Source organism: Pantoea sp. UBA5923, assembly GCF_002431095.1.
Classification (GTDB): Bacteria; Pseudomonadota; Gammaproteobacteria; order Enterobacterales; family Enterobacteriaceae; genus Pantoea; species Pantoea piersonii.
On the sequence record NZ_DJDN01000019.1, the window covers coordinates 33,409 to 49,976 of the forward strand.

General features: G+C 57.7%; 15 protein-coding genes. 6 read left to right on the forward strand and 9 right to left on the reverse strand.

Annotated features, from left to right (window positions below):
* Positions 1 to 405 precede the first annotated feature (405 nt).
* Complete coding sequence (gene azoR / locus B3797_RS04420) at positions 406 to 1,005, forward strand: FMN-dependent NADH-azoreductase (protein WP_311781371.1); 600 nt, start codon at positions 406 to 408, stop codon at positions 1,003 to 1,005.
* Between the two features lie 55 nt (positions 1,006 to 1,060).
* Here the strand turns inward: azoR and B3797_RS04425 are convergent, their stop codons facing one another.
* Genes B3797_RS04425 through B3797_RS04435 form a run of 3 tightly spaced genes read right to left on the reverse strand, consistent with a single transcriptional unit; the run spans position 1,061 to position 4,187 of the window.
* Positions 1,061 to 1,390: a YdbL family protein gene (locus B3797_RS04425; RefSeq protein ID WP_311781370.1), complete on the reverse strand. Its 330-nt coding sequence runs from the start codon at positions 1,388 to 1,390 to the stop codon at positions 1,061 to 1,063.
* Positions 1,390 to 1,578, reverse strand: a complete 189-nt coding sequence (locus B3797_RS04430; RefSeq protein ID WP_120452731.1) for a YnbE family lipoprotein — start codon at positions 1,576 to 1,578, stop codon at positions 1,390 to 1,392. Before B3797_RS04430 ends, B3797_RS04425 begins: the two co-directional genes overlap by 1 nt.
* Positions 1,575 to 4,187, reverse strand: a complete 2,613-nt coding sequence (locus B3797_RS04435) for a YdbH family protein (RefSeq protein WP_311790490.1) — start codon at positions 4,185 to 4,187, stop codon at positions 1,575 to 1,577. The genes B3797_RS04430 and B3797_RS04435 overlap by 4 nt, the downstream gene beginning before the upstream one ends.
* A 144-nt stretch (positions 4,188 to 4,331) precedes the next feature.
* Between B3797_RS04435 and B3797_RS04440 the strand changes: the two genes are divergently transcribed.
* Positions 4,332 to 5,324, forward strand: coding sequence for a 2-hydroxyacid dehydrogenase (locus tag B3797_RS04440; protein WP_311790491.1), 993 nt, complete (start codon positions 4,332 to 4,334; stop codon positions 5,322 to 5,324).
* Here the strand turns inward: B3797_RS04440 and B3797_RS04445 are convergent, their stop codons facing one another.
* From B3797_RS04445 to B3797_RS04460, 4 genes are all read right to left on the reverse strand, one after another.
* On the reverse strand, positions 5,325 to 5,594 hold the full coding sequence (locus B3797_RS04445; RefSeq protein WP_120452737.1) for a DUF333 domain-containing protein: 270 nt from the start codon (positions 5,592 to 5,594) through the stop codon (positions 5,325 to 5,327).
* Positions 5,595 to 5,801: 207 nt separating this feature from the next.
* Positions 5,802 to 7,928, reverse strand: coding sequence for a Fe(2+) transporter permease subunit FeoB (feoB, locus tag B3797_RS04450; RefSeq protein WP_311790492.1), 2,127 nt, complete (start codon positions 7,926 to 7,928; stop codon positions 5,802 to 5,804).
* A complete protein-coding gene (locus B3797_RS04455) occupies positions 7,925 to 8,164 on the reverse strand; it encodes a FeoA domain-containing protein (RefSeq protein ID WP_311790493.1) in 240 nt (79 codons plus the stop codon). Before B3797_RS04455 ends, feoB begins: the two co-directional genes overlap by 4 nt.
* 408 nt (positions 8,165 to 8,572) lie before the next feature.
* Entirely contained in the window at positions 8,573 to 10,354 is a 1,782-nt protein-coding gene (locus B3797_RS04460; protein ID WP_311781365.1) for a sensor domain-containing phosphodiesterase, read from the reverse strand.
* Positions 10,355 to 10,686: 332 nt separating this feature from the next.
* On the opposite strand from B3797_RS04460, the gene B3797_RS04465 reads away from it, so the two are divergent.
* Entirely contained in the window at positions 10,687 to 12,132 is a 1,446-nt protein-coding gene (locus B3797_RS04465) for a methyl-accepting chemotaxis protein (protein WP_311790494.1), read from the forward strand.
* A gap of 4 nt (positions 12,133 to 12,136) precedes the next feature.
* Here the strand turns inward: B3797_RS04465 and B3797_RS04470 are convergent, their stop codons facing one another.
* Entirely contained in the window at positions 12,137 to 12,538 is a 402-nt protein-coding gene (locus tag B3797_RS04470) for a DUF3606 domain-containing protein (protein ID WP_311790495.1), read from the reverse strand.
* A 193-nt stretch (positions 12,539 to 12,731) separates the two neighbouring features.
* Here B3797_RS04470 and B3797_RS04475 point away from each other — a divergent pair, with 193 nt between their 5' ends.
* Positions 12,732 to 12,962 (forward strand): transcriptional regulator, encoded by a 231-nt coding sequence (locus B3797_RS04475; protein WP_311782230.1) that lies wholly within the window; start codon positions 12,732 to 12,734, stop codon positions 12,960 to 12,962.
* 216 nt (positions 12,963 to 13,178) lie between these two features.
* Entirely contained in the window at positions 13,179 to 14,729 is a 1,551-nt protein-coding gene (locus B3797_RS04480) for a methyl-accepting chemotaxis protein (protein WP_311790496.1), read from the forward strand.
* Positions 14,730 to 14,801: 72 nt separating this feature from the next.
* Here the strand turns inward: B3797_RS04480 and B3797_RS04485 are convergent, their stop codons facing one another.
* Positions 14,802 to 15,524 (reverse strand): SDR family oxidoreductase, encoded by a 723-nt coding sequence (locus B3797_RS04485; RefSeq protein ID WP_311790497.1) that lies wholly within the window; start codon positions 15,522 to 15,524, stop codon positions 14,802 to 14,804.
* A gap of 111 nt (positions 15,525 to 15,635) precedes the next feature.
* Here B3797_RS04485 and B3797_RS04490 point away from each other — a divergent pair, with 111 nt between their 5' ends.
* Positions 15,636 to 16,562 (forward strand): LysR family transcriptional regulator, encoded by a 927-nt coding sequence (locus B3797_RS04490; RefSeq protein ID WP_311790498.1) that lies wholly within the window; start codon positions 15,636 to 15,638, stop codon positions 16,560 to 16,562.
* Positions 16,563 to 16,568: the final 6 nt, after the last annotated feature.

The following is a 16,568-nucleotide window of genomic DNA, read 5'->3' on the forward strand; positions in this document are numbered from 1 at the left end:
TGATTTCGTCGGCGACGCCCTGCTGCGCAGCGGGGTTGTTCACCTTGCTGGCGCCGCGCAGACGGCGCTGAAGACGTTGGCGGTCACGCAGCATCAGGTTGTCGAGTCGCGACCACAGCGATGCAAAGGGAGAGGAAACCGGTGATGACATAGTAATGGAGTACCTTCTCAGACGGAGCCGCTGCACGCTGCAGCGTCCGGTAGCCGGGTTAACCGGCTGATTCTAAAAATTGTATCGGCAAAGAGTAACACATTTCAGCCCGCTCAGCTGCGCCTTGCCTGCCTCGCTTATTCAAGAAATTCGAACATAGCTCTCGAAATATTGCGCTTTTCCCGCGCGCTTAATGACCGTAGAGTGTAACCCATTGAGCGGGAAGCCTTCCGCGTGACAAACAGGAAACAGCAATGAGCAAAGTATTAGTTCTGAAATCCAGCATTCTGGCTGGTTACTCACAGTCAAGCCAACTGGCCGATTTCTACGTTGAAGAAGCGAAAGCGAAAGGCGATCAGGTGACCGTTCGCGACCTGGCTGCCGATCCGATTCCGGTACTGGATGGCGAGCTGGTTGGCGCGCTGCGTCCGTCAGACGCCCCGCTCTCTCCGCGTCAGCAGGAAGCGCTGTCGCTCTCCGATGCCCTGATCGCCGAGCTGCAGGCGCACGACGTGGTGGTTATCGCCGCGCCGATGTACAACTTCAACATCCCGACCCAGCTGAAAAACTATTTTGACCTGGTTGCTCGTGCCGGCGTGACCTTCCGCTACACCGAAGCGGGCCCGGAAGGTCTGGTGAAAGGCAAGCGCGCGGTCGTTCTCTCCAGCCGCGGCGGCATTCACAAAGATACCCCGACCGATCTGCTGACCCCGTACGTGAAGCTCTTCTTGGGCTTTATCGGCATTACTGACGTTAACTTTGTTTTCGCCGAAGGCATCGCTTACGGCCCGGAAGTGGCCACCAAAGCGACTGAAGAAGCGAAAACCGCGATCAAACAGATCGTTGCTGCCTAATCATCATTATTATTATTCAGACTGTTTCAGTTGCCAGGCATGATGCCTGGCTTTTTTATTTCTGCATCCACAGGCCGTTAAGGCCGCGTACATACTCCCCCGCGCCTGCGCGTTCAACCAGCTTAGCACCGGCGATTTGCGCAACCTGATCCGTAGTAAGATTGTTCTGCTGCGCGATGCGCTGATACTCCGCGCTGCGCCCGTCGTTGACGCGCTTCACCAGCGCCTGCGTCTCGCTGTCCTGCTGGCGCGCAGCGATATAGCCGCTAAAGGTTTCCCCGACGCGCCCCTGATGACGAGCCTCATCCAGCGTTAACGCCAGCGCAGGCTGCGCCGCGCCGATAAACAGCAGCGCGGCGAGCAGCGGTTTGGCTAAGGCGCGCATCAGAAAAGACCGCTCTGGTTTTTCAGCAGCGCCTCCACATCTTTATCCACTTTGATATGGATCTCATGTTCAATTTTCACATTCATATTGATAGTGATCGGCTCCTTTGGCGCGGCCACCTCAATGCGCGGCACGCAGCCAGTCAGCGGCAGCCCAACTGCCAGCATCAGTAACGCCCGGAGGCTCATGGTTTTTGATCCCTTTTCGTCGGCAGAGTGGCGTTCTGTTCCACCCAGGATTGCAAATTATCGCCAAAGCGCAGGCTGCGCCAGAGTTGAAACAGGTTCTGCTGATGGCGGTAGTTGAGATTCACGGTCTGGTCGCGGTTGCTGAAGCGGCTGGTGCCCTGTACCTGCGCCTGCATGACAAGATTGCCGAGATTATCAAGATCGAGCGTCGCCCACGAGCGCGAGATCTCCATATAGCGCAGCCAGTCCATCGCCGCGCCCGCCGCAACGTTGTTAGCGGTAATCGCGTCGGCCATATCTTTATCCATGCGGAACGTCAGGGAGCCGTTATTGGCGATCCAGCCGTTTTGCACCAGCCAGTGCGGGTTATTCACCCACAGCGGCAGCTCGCCGTTGATCTTGCCAGACATGGCGAACTGCGTCGGTTTCAGCGCCGAGACCAGCCTGCTCAGGCTGATATCGCGCAGGCTCAGCTTCGCCGCCTCGTGCTGCGGCAGACGCAGCGCGGAGAGCGAGACCTGACCGCCCAGCACTTCCATACTGACATCCTGCAGCGTCAGCGGCTGCGCCTCGCGCCAGGGATAGTAGCCCTGCAAATCGGCGCGAATATTCTTCATGGCGAACTGGTTGGCGACTTCACCGATCCGCAGCGATACCGGCCCGCGCACGCCGAGCTGCCATTGCTGATCTTTAAGACGGAACGGCAGCGAGAAGTCAACGCCGTTGATCTGGTTGTCCGGCGTCCAGAGGCTGCCCTGCTTCACCGTCCAGTGGCCGCCGGCGCTAAAGCCCTCTTTCGCCGCAGCGGAAAAGGCCACCTGGGCGCGCAGCTCGCCCGAACGTATTTTCATCTTGAGATCCGGGTTCAGCAGCGGCTGAAAGACCGTCAGAGACTGTGTCGGCCACCAGGCTTCGCCACGCAGGCGTGCGCCGTCCCAGCGGCCATGCACGCGCAGCGGGCCTATCGCCTGCGCATGCAGCTGACCGCGCCAGACAAAATGGCTGGGATCCTGGCCTTTCGCCTCAAAGCTCAGCGACGAGGCGGGCAGGCGACCGCCGTAATCAAAAAGCGTCTCTCCCGCGTCGATACGAAAGCCACCATTAAAAGCGGGGTGTTGCGCATCACGCTGCCAGTTAACCGGCGCGCTTAACGTCAGGCGCGGCCGGGAAACCTGCGCCATGCCGTACTGCATCTGACTGAAACTGGCATTCAGGCTGTCGAGATGAATAAGCGTATCGCGCCAGCCGCCTGCGCCCTGTATGGTCCATTTTGCGCTGAGCGGCAGCATATCGCCCGCTCCCCAGTAGCGCCACTTCCACTCCCCTTTATCTGGCCAGAAATTGGCTGCGCGGCCGTCCAGGTGCAGCCTGAACTCGCCAAAGCTGGGATCGTGCGCCTTAAGAATTGCCTGTAAACGTCCGTCTACGCCCTGCGACGCAAGCCGCACGCCCGCCAGCGGCCAGCGCGCTTCGTCCACCTCCAGCGTGGAGAGCAGGCGCCCGCGCAGACGCAGCAACGCGCCAGGCTGGAACGTTAGCTGCGGATCGAGCAGCGGCCCGCTGAGATCGCCCGGCAGCGAGGCGTAGAGCTGCATCGCCGCCAGTTTGCTTTCGCCGGTAAGGCGCAGCGGCAGCGCGCTGCTGGTCATACTTAGCCTGCCCGGCCCGATGCTCAAGACCGCATTGCCTTTGCCGCCGCGCCCCTGCGTCAGAACGTTGAGGCGGCCGGCGATCTGCGTCTCCTCCAGCCCCTGCTGCCAGTTATCCAGCGTAAGGTCGAGAAAGCCGGAAAGCGTCTGATCGCCCGTCGGCCAGCGATAGCGCCCTTTCAGGATGCGGATCTGTCGGGCATCAACCTGCCACGGCAGCGTTAACAGCGGCTCTCCGTCGCCGGTAGTGTAGAGCGCAAGTTTTCCCTGCTGCTGCTGCCAGTCGAGCGTCAGCCGCAGCGGTTCGCCGGCGTACTGCAGCTCGCCTTCAAGCTGGCCGCTGACCGGCAGGCCGTTGGCGAACTCAGGCAGATCAAACTGGCCATGCAGCGTAACCGGCTCCGGAAGCGCGTTATGGCGCAGCGTCAGCTGCTCTACCGTGAGCCGCTGCCCCTGCAGGTTTGCGTCGATACTGAGGTTTTCGCCGCGGTAGCGCAGCGTCTGTTTGTCGGGGGTCAGGGCAAGAGATCGGAAGAGCGNNTACTGCTGCCAGGGCGCAATGCTGAGATTATCGAGATGAATATCAGCACCCGGCAACAGCTGCTGCCACGCTGCCAGGCTTTTAGGCGCGCCGGGCTGCTCGCTTTGCGGCAGCTTTTGCAGACAGTCGCTGTCAAGCGTGACCTGGTGCGCATTCAGCCGCCAGCGCTTTTCATGCCAGCCGAGCGAAGCCTGCGCGACGCTCGCCAGCACGCATTCGCCCGCCAGATAGCGCACCTGTGGGAACCATAAGCCACCGTTGCGCCAGCGCGGCGATCCATCCAGCACGATGCGCGTCTCCGCTGGCAGCCAGATGCCGGCCAGGCGCGGCAGCCATTGCGTAAGGGTGAGCAGCAGCCCGAGCAGCAGTAGCGTCAGCGCCAGTAGTGCAGCAAGTAGTCGGCGGAGGCTCCGCGGCATGGCAGTAATATTCCTTTTTCCTGACAGAATCCTGACAGTGATGATGGCATGTAATCGGCCAGAGTAGAAGGCGCGCTAACGACCGCAGCAAAACAGGCAATTAAACGTTATGCTGTGTGGATACCCGAGTACAGGAGCGTAACGATGAAAGTCGCGGTTTATAGCACGAAGCACTATGACCAGAAATATTTCGATCAGGTTAACGAAGGCTACCGTTTCGATCTGGTGTACTTCGACTTTTTACTGACGGAGGCGACGGCCAAAAATGCCGTCGGCTGCGACGCCGTATGCATTTTCGTTAATGATGACGCCAGTCGTCCGGTACTGGAGGAGCTGGCGTCGCTGGGCGTGAAGTATATCGCGCTGCGCTGCGCCGGTTTCAACAACGTCGATTTAGCGGCGGCGGCGGAGCTGGGCCTGAAGGTGGTACGCGTGCCCGCTTATTCACCGGAAGCGGTGGCGGAACATACGGTGGGCATGATGTTGACCCTTAACCGCCGTATCCATCGCGCCTGGCTGCGCACGCGCGACGCCAACTTTTCTCTCGATGGATTAACCGGCTTTAATATGCACGGCAAAACGGCGGGCGTCGTCGGCACTGGCAAAATCGGTGTGGCGACGATGCGCATTCTGAAAGGCTTCGGCATGCGCCTGCTGGCGTTCGATCCCTATCCGAGCGAGCAGGCGCTGGAGCTGGGCGCGGAGTATGTCGATCTAAAAACCCTGTTCGCCGAATCAGACGTGATTACGCTGCACTGCCCGCTGACGCCAGAGAATCACCATCTGCTGAATGCCTCGGCCTTCAGCCAGATGAAAGATGGCGTGATGATTATCAATACCAGCCGCGGCGCATTGATTGATTCTCAGGCGGCAATTGAGGCGTTAAAACAGCAAAAAATTGGTTCGCTCGGCCTGGATGTCTACGAGAACGAGCGCGACCTGTTTTTTGAAGACAAGTCTAACGACGTGATTCAGGACGATGTGTTCCGTCGGCTTTCGGCCTGTCACAACGTGCTGTTTACCGGCCATCAGGCCTTTCTTACCGCTGAGGCGCTGACGGCAATCTCGGAGACGACCTTATCGAATATCAACCAGCTTGAGCATGGCGAAATCTGCCCGAACCAGCTGTCGGCCTGATTAGCGGGCGCAGTTGCCGCCGATCAGCGCCTGTTCGTCGCAGCGGCGTCCGTTCGCCAGCTGGCACATGCCGATGCGCGTGCCGTCCAGCTGGTGAGAAAAGGCAAGGGTTCCACCTGCGCCGGCGCAGTTGCTTTCAGCCAGAGACGACATAACGACGTGCGGTTGAATATGGGCTGCGGTGGCCTGTTGCGGCGGTTCGTTATTGCTGCTGCTGCATGCAGAGAGCAGCAGCGCGGCACCGGCCAGCAGAAAGGTGGCTGCTTTCATCAGTCGGACTCCGGAAGTGTTAGGGTTAGAGGCCGGTCAAGCATAAGACAGGCGCAGCAGTCGGTCGATAGAGGACACAGCTTTTTACAAAATTTATTCTGCCGCTTTGCAAGCGGAATTATCCTGTTTCGCGCCTTTATCCTTGTTAATCAGCCCTTCGCGTTTGCAGCAGCCAGAGAGTAACGCGCCATAACGGCGCGTTTTCTTTTAATGCCCGCATCCTTTACAGCCGCCGCACCCGCCCTCTTTAACGGGCTGTAGCGCAGGCTGCCTGGCGAAGCGCAACTGGCGCAGAAGCGTGACGGCCGCGACGCCTGCGGCAACCACCCCCGCGATACAGATCAGACTAAAACCGGGATGTCGGGTGAAGGTACCGATTTGGTAAACCAGGGTGGCGGCACCATAGGCCATAACGGTTCCCCAGATCAGGGCGAACCACATCCACTGACGCCCCGCCTCTTTCGCTAAAGCGCCCATCACCGAGGCACAGGGCACGTAGAGCAAGACAAAGACCAGATAGCTGTAGGCCGCCAGCGAGCTGCCGAACATTGTCTGCATAACGCCTACCGCGCCCTGACTCATCTCGCCATCTCCTTTGCTGGCTTCAACCGGATTGAACAGCGTCTGCGGGCTGAGCGCCTCCTTCAGGTTTTGCCAGGTTTCATCCAGCGCGTCGGCAAAGACCGCCGACAGGCTCTGCGCAGGCCCCGCGTCTGGCGCGTTTTGCGGCTCCGCCATATAAAGCGCATTCAGGGTGCCGACTACGCTCTCTTTCGCCATTGCGCCGGTTACCAGTCCGACCGTCGCCTGCCAGTTATCAGCCCGAACGCCCATAGGGGTAAACAGAGGCGTAAGGTAGCGGCTGGCCGAGGCGAGTACGGAGTCGTCAACGCGCTGCGCGATCTCGCCTTTCGCCGTCAGGCCGGAAAGCAGACTGATGATTACGCAGGCTGCGACGATCACCACCCCCGCGCGGATAACAAAGGCGTGCAGCCGAAACCAGGTTTGCAGCAGCAGGCTGCGCATGACCGGCACATGCCACAGCGGCAGCTCCATAATGACGCGCGACGACGCCCCCTTCAGTAGGGTGTGCTTTAACACCAGCCCGGTGAAGACAGCCGCCACAATGCCAAGCAGATAGAGCGTAAAGATCAGCCCGGCGCCGGCGTTGCCAAAAAAGGCCGTGGAGAAAACGGCGAATATCGCCAGCCTGGCACCGCAGGACATAAAGGGCGCCATCAGCATCGTGACCAGCCTCTCCCGCTCGGTTTCAAGCGTTCGCGCGCCCATCACCGCCGGCACGTTGCAGCCAAAGCCGACGATCAGCGGAACAAAGGATTTACCCGGCAGCCCAAGCCAGCGCATAAGACGATCGACGACAAAGGCGGCGCGCGCCATATAGCCGGACTCTTCCAGCACTGTCAGAAAGAAGAACATCAGCGCCAGCTGCGGCACCAGCGGCAGTACGGTGGCGATCCCGCCGCCAATGCCCTGCGCCAGAAACGAGGTGAGCCAGCCGGGAAGATGGAGCGTCGCGCAAAGCTGGGCGGTGCCGTCAATAAACAGCGCGGTAGAGCCTTTATCAAACACCGGCTGTAGCGCGCCGCCGATATTAATGGAGAGATAGAACATCAGGTACATCACCCCTAAAAACAGGGGGAAACCGAGCCAGCGATTAAGAAACAGATTATCCAGCAGGTGCGTCAGCCGATGTGCGGTATGAGACGCCTGATCGCAGGTTGCCTCACAGATCGCATTGATGCGCGCCAGACGCGCCTCATGGCCTACCTCTGGCCGGTTCACCAGCAGCGCAGCAGCAGGCGCGGCAGCGACGCGATCGATGGCCGCCAGCAGATCCGGTAGCCCTTCCGCGGTCGAGGCGGACATCGACACCACCGGACAGCCCAGCTGCGCGGCCAGCGTATCGGCATCCAGGGCGATGCCGCACTTTCTGGCGACGTCGGCCATATTGAGCACCACAATCATGGGCAGATTCAGCTCGCGCAGCTGCAAAGTGAGCCACAGGCTTTTTTCGAGGCTGGAGGCATCAACCACATTGATCAGCACATCCGCCTGGCCGCTCATAACGTAGCTGCATGTTACGCGCTCGTCGGCGGACATCCCGTCCTCGGCGTGTACCCTCTCAAGAGAATAGATGCCCGGCAAATCGATCAGGGTCACCGACGACTGCCCCGTGGCGAAAGTGCCCTGCTTACGCTCAACGGTAACGCCCGGCCAGTTACCGGTGCGCTGACGCAGCCCGGTCAGCAGGTTGAAAAGCGTGGTTTTACCCGCGTTAGGGTTGCCAGCCAGTACGGCATTGATGCTTTTCATACGCCCTCGCCTCCGTTAACCGGTTCAAGCCGCAGCATCGCCAGCTCAGATTTACGTAGCGCATAGCTGGTGTGGCGAATACGAACCTCAGCCGGATCGCCCAGCGGAGCGAGCCTGACAATATCAATTACCGCGCCCGGTACAAAACCCAGTGAGAAAAGTTTGCGGCTGAACAGCCTGGACAGGTCGTTCTGAAAGCCTGTAATACGCCATTGAGTGCCAGGTTTTATCAACATGATCTCATCTCCGATATGACTGTGGCGCAACTATGCGATTGCGAACAATTATCGTTATTGATTTAGATCGCGTTTGACGCGGGAACCGGAGCAAATAGCGGTGAGGTTTAGGCAGGGTTGACGTTGCGGCTTCTCTCTGGCCTGGTCCGTTATGAACCTGTTGACGCAACGGCACAGAGAATTAACGCACCTGTTCTGAACGGATGCTTTCCCATGTTGAAGCCTGCTGCATTTTTTGCCTGCCTGCTGCTCGTCAGCTGCGCGGCAGCGCCCGATCGTCAGGCAACGAACCGGGACGCGCTGCCCGAGTGCGTTTCGCATGACAGCGAAATTGACTGCACCTGGGATGATGTGCCTGATGCTCCCGCGCCAGAGGCGGCCCCGAACGCGCCATAGCAGGCGCCGGCTTCAGCTACATTTATTGCGCAATTTCCAGTCCAGCCACGCATCCAGCTCCCGATCGGGAAGCGGTTTGGCATAAAAATAGCCCTGAGCCTGGTCGCAGCCATATTCGCTCAGCATGCCTGCCACATCGGCGCTCTCTATCCCTTCGGCCAGCACAACGTAGTCCAGCTCTTTCAGCATGGTGATAATGTTTCGCGCAATGATGCGCGACGCGGTATCGGACGAAAGCCCGCTAATCAAAGAGCGGTCGAGCTTGATAACGTCCAGCGGCATGCGGCGCAGGTAGCTGATATTGCTGTATCCGGTGCCGAAATCGTCCAGCGAAATGCCAAAACCGCGCAGCTTGAGCATCTCCAGACCGCGCATGGCTGCGGGGCTTTCAATCAGACGCTCCGTCTCCAGACATTCCACGCCAAGCAGCGAGGTGGGCAGCCTGACTTTTACCATTTTATCTTCCAGCAGATCCGCGAATCCGGGACGGGCAAAATCGTGCAGGCTGACGTTGACCGACACGGGGAGCTGTATACAGTGGTTACGCAGCCTCGCCAGGCGCGCAATAGCGCGATCGATAACCCAGGCGTTCATTTCATGCAGCAGCTCGGTCTGCTCCGCCAGCGGGACGAAAGCCGAGGGCGGTAGTTCACCCAGGACGGGATGACGCCAGCGAATAAGCGCTTCCAGCCCGACAGGCGCGCCCGTCTGCAAACAGATTTTGGGCTGATAGGCGAGATAGAGGCCCTCATCGTTCTGTAAAGCCGAGGCCAGCTCATGCATCAGGGTAAAGTCGCGCGTGCGGCGAATATCCTCTGCTGCGCTGAAGGTTCGCGTCGGTATGCCGCTGCCAATCGCTTCATGCAGCGCGCTAAGCCCGCGACGCAATATCTCCTGCGCCGGTAATGCCACAGCTGTAAAGTTCACTTCCCCGGTAAAGGTCGTCAGGGTAACCGATAGTCCTTCTCCCAGATCTGCGCTGATGCCCTCCATACGATCCGCCACCCTGGCTGCGCTCAGCCCGCTGCTTTCGCTGACCAGTAGCGCAAAACGCCCGGTCGCCACGGTGTAGAGCAGATCGCCCGTCCCAAGACGCAGGCGCAGAGGCAAAAGCGTAGCGACATCTTTTAGCAGCCCCTCTACCGGCCCCATTCCCATAGATCGCGCCAGCTCATAGGCGCGCGGCATGTCGATACAGTCGATCAGCACCAGCCGACGTGGCTGGTTGTCGCCGCCGGTTGCCAGATACTGCAAATCGCGGATAAGACGCTGGCGATTGGGCAGCCCGGTGACGGGATCGGTAAAGCCGGCCGAGTGCCAGGCCTCCAGAAAAGAGATAACCAGCGCAGCCAGCAGCGTCAGCGCGGTAAGCTGCTCGGCGCTAAGATGATGCGGCTCGCCGTCGGTGACGCAGAGCGTTCCGAGGATATGACCATTGCGGCTTTTCAGCGGAACGCCGGCATAGAAGCGGATATAGGGCTCGCCGATGACAAACTTGTGCTTTACAAAGCGGGCATCCAGCAAGGTGTCCGACACCACCATCGGCGTTTCGTTATCTATTACATAGCGGCAGAGGGAATCTTCACGCGTCGAGTGCTTGAGGGAAAAGTTGCGCGCGGCCCTGATGTACTGAAACTCATCGTCAACGATGGAAATAAAACAGCCAGGAATGCCAAGCGCCTGGCTTGCCAGCCGAACAAATTTTTCAAGTACGCCATCACGGCTTTCGTCAGGTTCACGAAACGCCTCAAGCGCGCGGATGCGACTTTCTGTGTCGACAGAACATGTTTGCATGGATCCTCCGGCCCGCCCCTCCTCAGGAACAGAACAGAAATAAAAAGTGTGTAATCAACAGGCCGGATAAATCCTGTAAGGACAACAGGAAAAAAGCAGGTTTTCTGGTACGAAATTTTAAGCGCATTCCGCCGCCTTGGCACAGCAAAATATTTAAAACAATGCCAAAAAATCCGAAAGACAAAAAAATTACAAAATGATCGTTTTCTTTTTTCTGTTTGCCTGCCAGACTGTAGTTAGCCATAAGATAGCGCGCAATTAAATAGCAGGCTACTTTAATTATAAAATACGATAAACATTTACACAGCGATAACAACACCGGGGAATCTTCTATGCATTTTCTCAGAAACTTTACTATCCGCAGGGTCGTACAGGTCATTTTGCTTGCCGCCCTGCTTGTCGTGGCGCTGGCTGGCGCCTACGGTTCTGCTGTTATGCATGATATGCACCAGCGAGACGCGAGCAGAGACACCATGACCGCGCAGCTTCTCTTTCTGACGCGTGCCGGGAATGTGATGGTTTCCGGCTCCCCTGAGGAAAAAGCGGCGCTGCGGGCTGACCTTCCCTCCGGCGCCGCCTGGTCACCGGTGAGTCGCGCGCTGAGCCAGACACCTGCCCTGTTTTCGGCTGCGTCAAACGAGCGGCTGGTCTGGCTTCAGCATCAGCTTGCGTCGGACGAAGCGGCGATGAGCCGGGATCGCCATCGTCTGGAAGCCGCCTTTATTATTGCCGCGCTGATGACGCTGGGACTGCTGGCATTTTGCGACCGCTTCCTGGTGACGCACCTCGTTAAACCGCTGGGCGTAATGCGTGAGCATTTCAGGGGTATTGCCGCAGGCGATCTCTCTCGCGAGCCGCAAGAATTTGGACGTAACTGCGTGGGGCAACTGGTTCCGCTGGTCAGGCTGATGCAGCAAAGCCTGCTCACTACCGTATTGTCCGTACGCGACAATACGGTCGTCCTGCGTCAGGAAGCGGCGGATATCGCAGCCGGCAACACCGACCTCTCCGATCGCACAACCCGTCAGGCTGCGGCGCTTGAGCAGACCGCAGCCAGCATGGAGGAGCTGACCGCGACGGTCAAAAACAACGCGTTAAGCGCGCGTGAAGCCCGGGAACTGGCGGGTGTGACCTCTCAGACCACGCAGCAAGGAGAAGCGCTGGTGACATCCGTCTCGACGCTGATGAGCGATATCGCCGAACAGGCAGAAAAAATTCGCCAGTTTACGGACACCATTAACAGCATCGCATTCCAGACGAATATCCTGGCGCTAAACGCAGCCGTTGAGGCGGCGCGAGCCGGTGAGCAAGGTCGCGGCTTCGCCGTTGTCGCCTCCGAGGTGCGGACGCTGGCCCAGCGAAGCGCTGCCGCCGCTAAAGAGATCGAAGGGCTGATTAACGGCGCGGTAACGCGCGTGCAGGAAGGCGCGGTAGTTGCCGAACGGGCGGGAGACACCATGGGCAGCGTGACGAAAAGCGTTGCTGCCGTGAACGATCTTATCGGGCATATCGCGCTGGCCTCAGATGAACAGAGTAAAGGCATTTCTCAGGTGACGCTGGCTATCGCCGATCTTGACCGCGTGACGCAACAGAACGCCTCGCTTGTTCAGCAGGTCACCGCCTCCGCAGGCAGCCTCAGCGGACGGACGGAAACCCTTGCCTCTGCGATCGGCCATTTTAAAACGCCTGACCTGTCAGCGGCAGACGGGCAGCGTCATGCTATAGCCGAGGGTGTGAATCTGTTTGCGGCGCCGCAAAGGTTAAGCGGCATAAACTAAAACCTCAGGAACAGGGGCGGCGCGGCGGCGGGTTTTCTTCCAGCCAGCCGCGCACCTTTTCTATATCCTGCCCCGCCTCTTTTACGGCGCGGATAAGCCGATCCTGAGTGATATGCAGCGTCAGCATCCAGAAAGTGATTTGCCATTGTTCGCTGACTTCCACGCAGGAAAGGTCAGCAGGGACGCGACGAACGATGGGGTCTTTCATATCTTTGTCCTTATTACCGGCAAAGAAAAGCGCCGGGATAATATTCAGCGTGCGAAGCCCCTCATCCTGAATGTCTGGTACAGGATATAAAGCGGATTTATCCCTAAACGATTCTGAAGAGAAATTATGAGAGGGTTCCGAAACCAGGAATCTGTCTGAAAGGAGCCAGTTAATAATAAAGTAAATTAAAACCGACACTGATTAACCGTCACGCTAATAACATTAACAATGTTATTACATGCGCCTGCGCTGTCAGGCAGCCATAACGTGCATTTTCAGACAGAAACTTTCGCACCTGATGCAGAAATTCTGTTATCCCTTTACCGATTGTTTTGTGTATGCCAAACCGAGTCCTGCTGAAACAGAACTGGCTGCACAGAGAGAAATTTTTATGAAGACTAAACCCTTTAAGCCAGGCGTAATTGTACAGACTGATGTGCGCTCCCTTCGGGTTGCCGCCGGCCTGACTCAGGAGCGCGCCGCCGAACGCTTTAATCTGAGCCTTCGTAGCTGGCAACTTAAAGAGGCTGTATCTAATCCCGGACTGCTCAGCCAGGGAGAATATGAACTGTTGCTGTTACTGGCAGACAAGCATCCCGATTTTATTCTCGCGTCGCGTTAGCGACCATTAAGCATGGATGCTTATTAATATAAACGTGATTTTTAGCCCGCCCGCCGAATATTACCTTTAAAATAAACAACATAAAAAAACGCCCTACTAAAAGGCCGCCTCCATCTCTTACACAATTTTAATTGAAGGTGAAAAAGAACATGCCGATAACTAATCAGTTTTGCGATTCAGCTGACTGATTTGTTAACGTATAGGAAACAAAAAACCATGTTCAAAAACTTACCTGTCAAGAAAAAATTCTTTCTTGCTTTTGGTGCAGTTGTCGTTTTGCTGCTGGTGCTCTGCACAACCTTCTACAGCAACTTTTCCAGTATCGTAAACTCCAATAACTGGAATATTCACAGCTGGCGCGTCATCGACAAAAGCCGCGCCCTGACCCAGAGTCTGGTGAATATGGAAACGGGTCTGCGCGGCTATGCCATTAATGGCAAAGAGGAAATGCTGGATCCCTGGAAGGCAGGCAAAGATGACTTTCTTAAGCTTTTGCAGGATGCAAAATCGCTGACCGCAGATAACCCTGCTCAGCAGGAGCGTCTGAACAATTTACTGAAGCAGGAGCAAGAGTGGCAGGATAAATTCGTCACTGACCTGCTGAATCACCGTCGCGCGCTCAATGCCGGGACAATAACGCAGGCCGAGTTTAATGCTGCTTTCGAGGCGAATACCGGCAAAGCGCAGATGGATCAGATGCGCAAAATCATTGATGAGATCGTTAGCGGCGAGAAAAACCTGCTGAGCGAACGCCAGAATTCCGTCGATTCTATTGAAGCCAAAACCCGGCTAACCCTGTTTGTCGGGGCGCTGCTGGGGCTGGGCATCGCTTCCGCTTTAGGCTACATCCTTGCTCGTTCAATTATCCTGCCGCTTGAAGAGGCGGTAAAAGCGGCCAGAGCGATCGCCGCTGGCGATCTCTCTACCACGCTGGTCACGCATTCAAAAGATGAAACCGGCATTTTAATCGCCACCTTCGCCGCCATGCAGGAGCAGCTCAAGAAAGTGGTTTCTGATATTCAGACCGCCGCCTTATCCATTGATACCGCCTCTAAAGAGGTGGCGATGGGCAATACCGATCTCTCTTCGCGAACCGAGCAGCAGGCCGCCTCGCTGGAAGAGACGTCCGCCAGCATGGAAGAGTTAACGGCGACCGTCAGACAAAATGCCTCCAATGCGCAAAGCGCAAGCAGCCTGGCTTCCGAGGCCTCACAGGTGGCGCAGCAGGGCGGCGAAGTCGTCGAGAAAGTTGTGACCACCATGGCGGCCATCTTTGATAGTTCGAAAAGCGTGGTCGATATTATCGGTACGATTGAGAGCATTGCGTTCCAGACCAATATCCTGGCGCTGAACGCAGCGGTCGAAGCGGCTCGCGCTGGCGAGCAAGGCCGTGGTTTTGCCGTAGTGGCAAGTGAGGTGCGCGCCCTTGCGCAGCGCAGCGCGACGGCGGCGAAAGAGATTAAATCTCTTATTGAAGCCTCAAACCATCGTATCTCAGAAGGCACCGACCTGGTGGCCCAGGCTGGCAAAACGATGAATGGCATAGTGACTGCGATCGGCGACGTGTCGCAAATCATGTCGGAAATCTATACCGCCTCCGGCGAGCAGGTTAACGGCATCGAGCATGTGGGTATCGCCATCACGCAGATGGATGAAGTGACGCAGCAAAACGCAGCGCTGGTGCAACAGGCCGCCGCTGCAGCTGCCTCGCTGGAAGATCAGGCGGCACAGCTAAGCCGTACCACATCCATTTTTAAAATCGCCTGACAGAACGACTGATAATTAACAAAACCTCGCGCCTGCGAGGTTTTTTATTTTCAGCATAGCGAGCGCCTGCCTTTACCAGGGCACCACCTTGCCAAAGCGGTCTAAAAACTCCAGGCCGGGTTTGCTTCGTTTGCGCTCAATCACGCTGACAATATCGGGGATCGTCTCCTCCAGCGAGTAGGCGCCCTCTTCTCCACCCAGCTCGGTACGGATCCAGCCCGGTGCCAGCAGCAATAAGGCGCGCTCAGGATAAAGAACCGCCTGTCGTGCGGCATAGCTGCGCATGTACTGATTCAATGCCGCTTTGGTGCCGCGATAGACCTCTCTGCCGCCCTGGTGATTATTCCCGATACTTCCCTGTCCGGATGACATCACGCCGATAAGACCGTCAGCCTCGACAAGCTCTTGCAGCCTCTCTGCTACCCGAAGCGGTGAAAGCGCATTGGTTATCATCAGGTGCGCAAACTCTTCGGTAGTCACCTCGGCAATGGTTTCATTCTGATTCCGGTTGGCAATGCCCGCATTGACGAACAGCACATCAAATCGCTGATGCCGCAGACGGTTATGCAGCCGGGAAAGTTGTGCCTCATCCGTCATATCCAGCTGTTCCAGGCTAAGCGCCTGCGCATAGCGGGCCGCAAGATTGTCCAGCGCGGCAGACGCGGACGCGCGGATCGTGGCGGTGACGCGCCAGCCGCGAACGAGCAGTTCTTCAGCCATCGCCAGGCCGATGCCGCGCGAGGCGCCAATCAGCAAAATATGAGGGGGTGTGGTCGGTAACGGGTTCAGCGCCATATCTTTCTCCGAAAGCTTCGCAGGGATCTTCAAACTAAACAGGAAAGGAGCATTACACCAGACGCCTCACATGCAACAATAGATTGCATCACACGCAACCATGCCCTTTCCATGCCTGACATCGACCTGAACTTACTGACCGCCCTGGATGCTTTACTGACGGAATGCAGCGTCACCCGCGCGGCGCGGCGTATGGGCTTAAGCACCTCGGCGATGAGCCACACGCTTGCCCGTTTACGCGCTGTGACCGGCGACCCACTGCTGGTCCAGGCGGGCCGTCAGATGGTGCCAACACCCTACGCGACTGAGCTGGCCGGGCGTGTCTCCCACGTCGCGTGCAGCGCGTGCGCGCTTCTGCAACCTGCTAATCCCCAGCTGGAGCTCGCCAGCACAGAACGCAGCTTTATCATCCGCGCCAATGACAGTTTTATCGATCTGACTGCCGCAGCCCTGGTAAAAGAGCTTCAGCAACAGGCGCCGCTGATACAGCTGGTGTTTGTTAACAAGCGAGATAAAGAGGCTGACCTGCTGCGCCGGGGGGAGATTGACCTTGAAATCGGCGTGCTGGGAACCGATGCGCCTGAACTCAAAATCAGGACGCTGTTCAGCGACCGGTTTGTGGGGATTTGCCGACGGAATCATCCCCTTTTGCAGGCGCCGGGCGTGACGGCTGAACGTTACGTCAGCTATCCTCACGTCGTTATCTCCCGTCATAATAAAATCTGGGGGCCGGTAGACGACGCCCTTGAACGTCTGGGTTTGCGGCGGCGCGTGATCGTGGCGCTACCCGCTTTCGCTAACGCCATCCCTGTGGTGCGGGAGTCCGATATTCTTGGCCTGGTGCCATTTTCTTGCCTGGGCAGCTTCGCCTCTGGCGCGCGCCACAACGATCTGGCGCACTTTGAGCTGCCCGTAGAGACGCCAGCCATCAACATCTCTCTTATCTGGCATCCGCGCATGCAGGCGGATCCGCTGCATCGCTGGCTGCGGGAAACGATTATGGCGGTGTGTCTACGAGAGCAGGCCGCACGCGGATAGCCCGAT

Bases quoted from the DNA above. Each gene is read 5' to 3' on its own strand.
- azoR (WP_311781371.1), top strand. From the start codon at position 406: ATGAGCAAAGTATTAGTTCTGAAATCCAGCATTCTGGCTGGTTACTCA.
- B3797_RS04425 (WP_311781370.1), bottom strand. From the start codon at position 1,390: ATGCGCGCCTTAGCCAAACCGCTGCTCGCCGCGCTGCTGTTTATCGGC.
- B3797_RS04430 (WP_120452731.1), bottom strand. From the start codon at position 1,578: ATGAGCCTCCGGGCGTTACTGATGCTGGCAGTTGGGCTGCCGCTGACT.
- B3797_RS04440 (WP_311790491.1), top strand. From the start codon at position 4,332: ATGAAAGTCGCGGTTTATAGCACGAAGCACTATGACCAGAAATATTTC.
- B3797_RS04445 (WP_120452737.1), bottom strand. From the start codon at position 5,594: ATGAAAGCAGCCACCTTTCTGCTGGCCGGTGCCGCGCTGCTGCTCTCT.
- feoB (WP_311790492.1), bottom strand. From the start codon at position 7,928: ATGAAAAGCATCAATGCCGTACTGGCTGGCAACCCTAACGCGGGTAAA.
- B3797_RS04455 (WP_311790493.1), bottom strand. From the start codon at position 8,164: ATGTTGATAAAACCTGGCACTCAATGGCGTATTACAGGCTTTCAGAAC.
- B3797_RS04460 (WP_311781365.1), bottom strand. From the start codon at position 10,354: ATGCAAACATGTTCTGTCGACACAGAAAGTCGCATCCGCGCGCTTGAG.
- B3797_RS04465 (WP_311790494.1), top strand. From the start codon at position 10,687: ATGCATTTTCTCAGAAACTTTACTATCCGCAGGGTCGTACAGGTCATT.
- B3797_RS04475 (WP_311782230.1), top strand. From the start codon at position 12,732: ATGAAGACTAAACCCTTTAAGCCAGGCGTAATTGTACAGACTGATGTG.
- B3797_RS04480 (WP_311790496.1), top strand. From the start codon at position 13,179: ATGTTCAAAAACTTACCTGTCAAGAAAAAATTCTTTCTTGCTTTTGGT.
- B3797_RS04485 (WP_311790497.1), bottom strand. From the start codon at position 15,524: ATGGCGCTGAACCCGTTACCGACCACACCCCCTCATATTTTGCTGATT.
- B3797_RS04490 (WP_311790498.1), top strand. From the start codon at position 15,636: ATGCCTGACATCGACCTGAACTTACTGACCGCCCTGGATGCTTTACTG.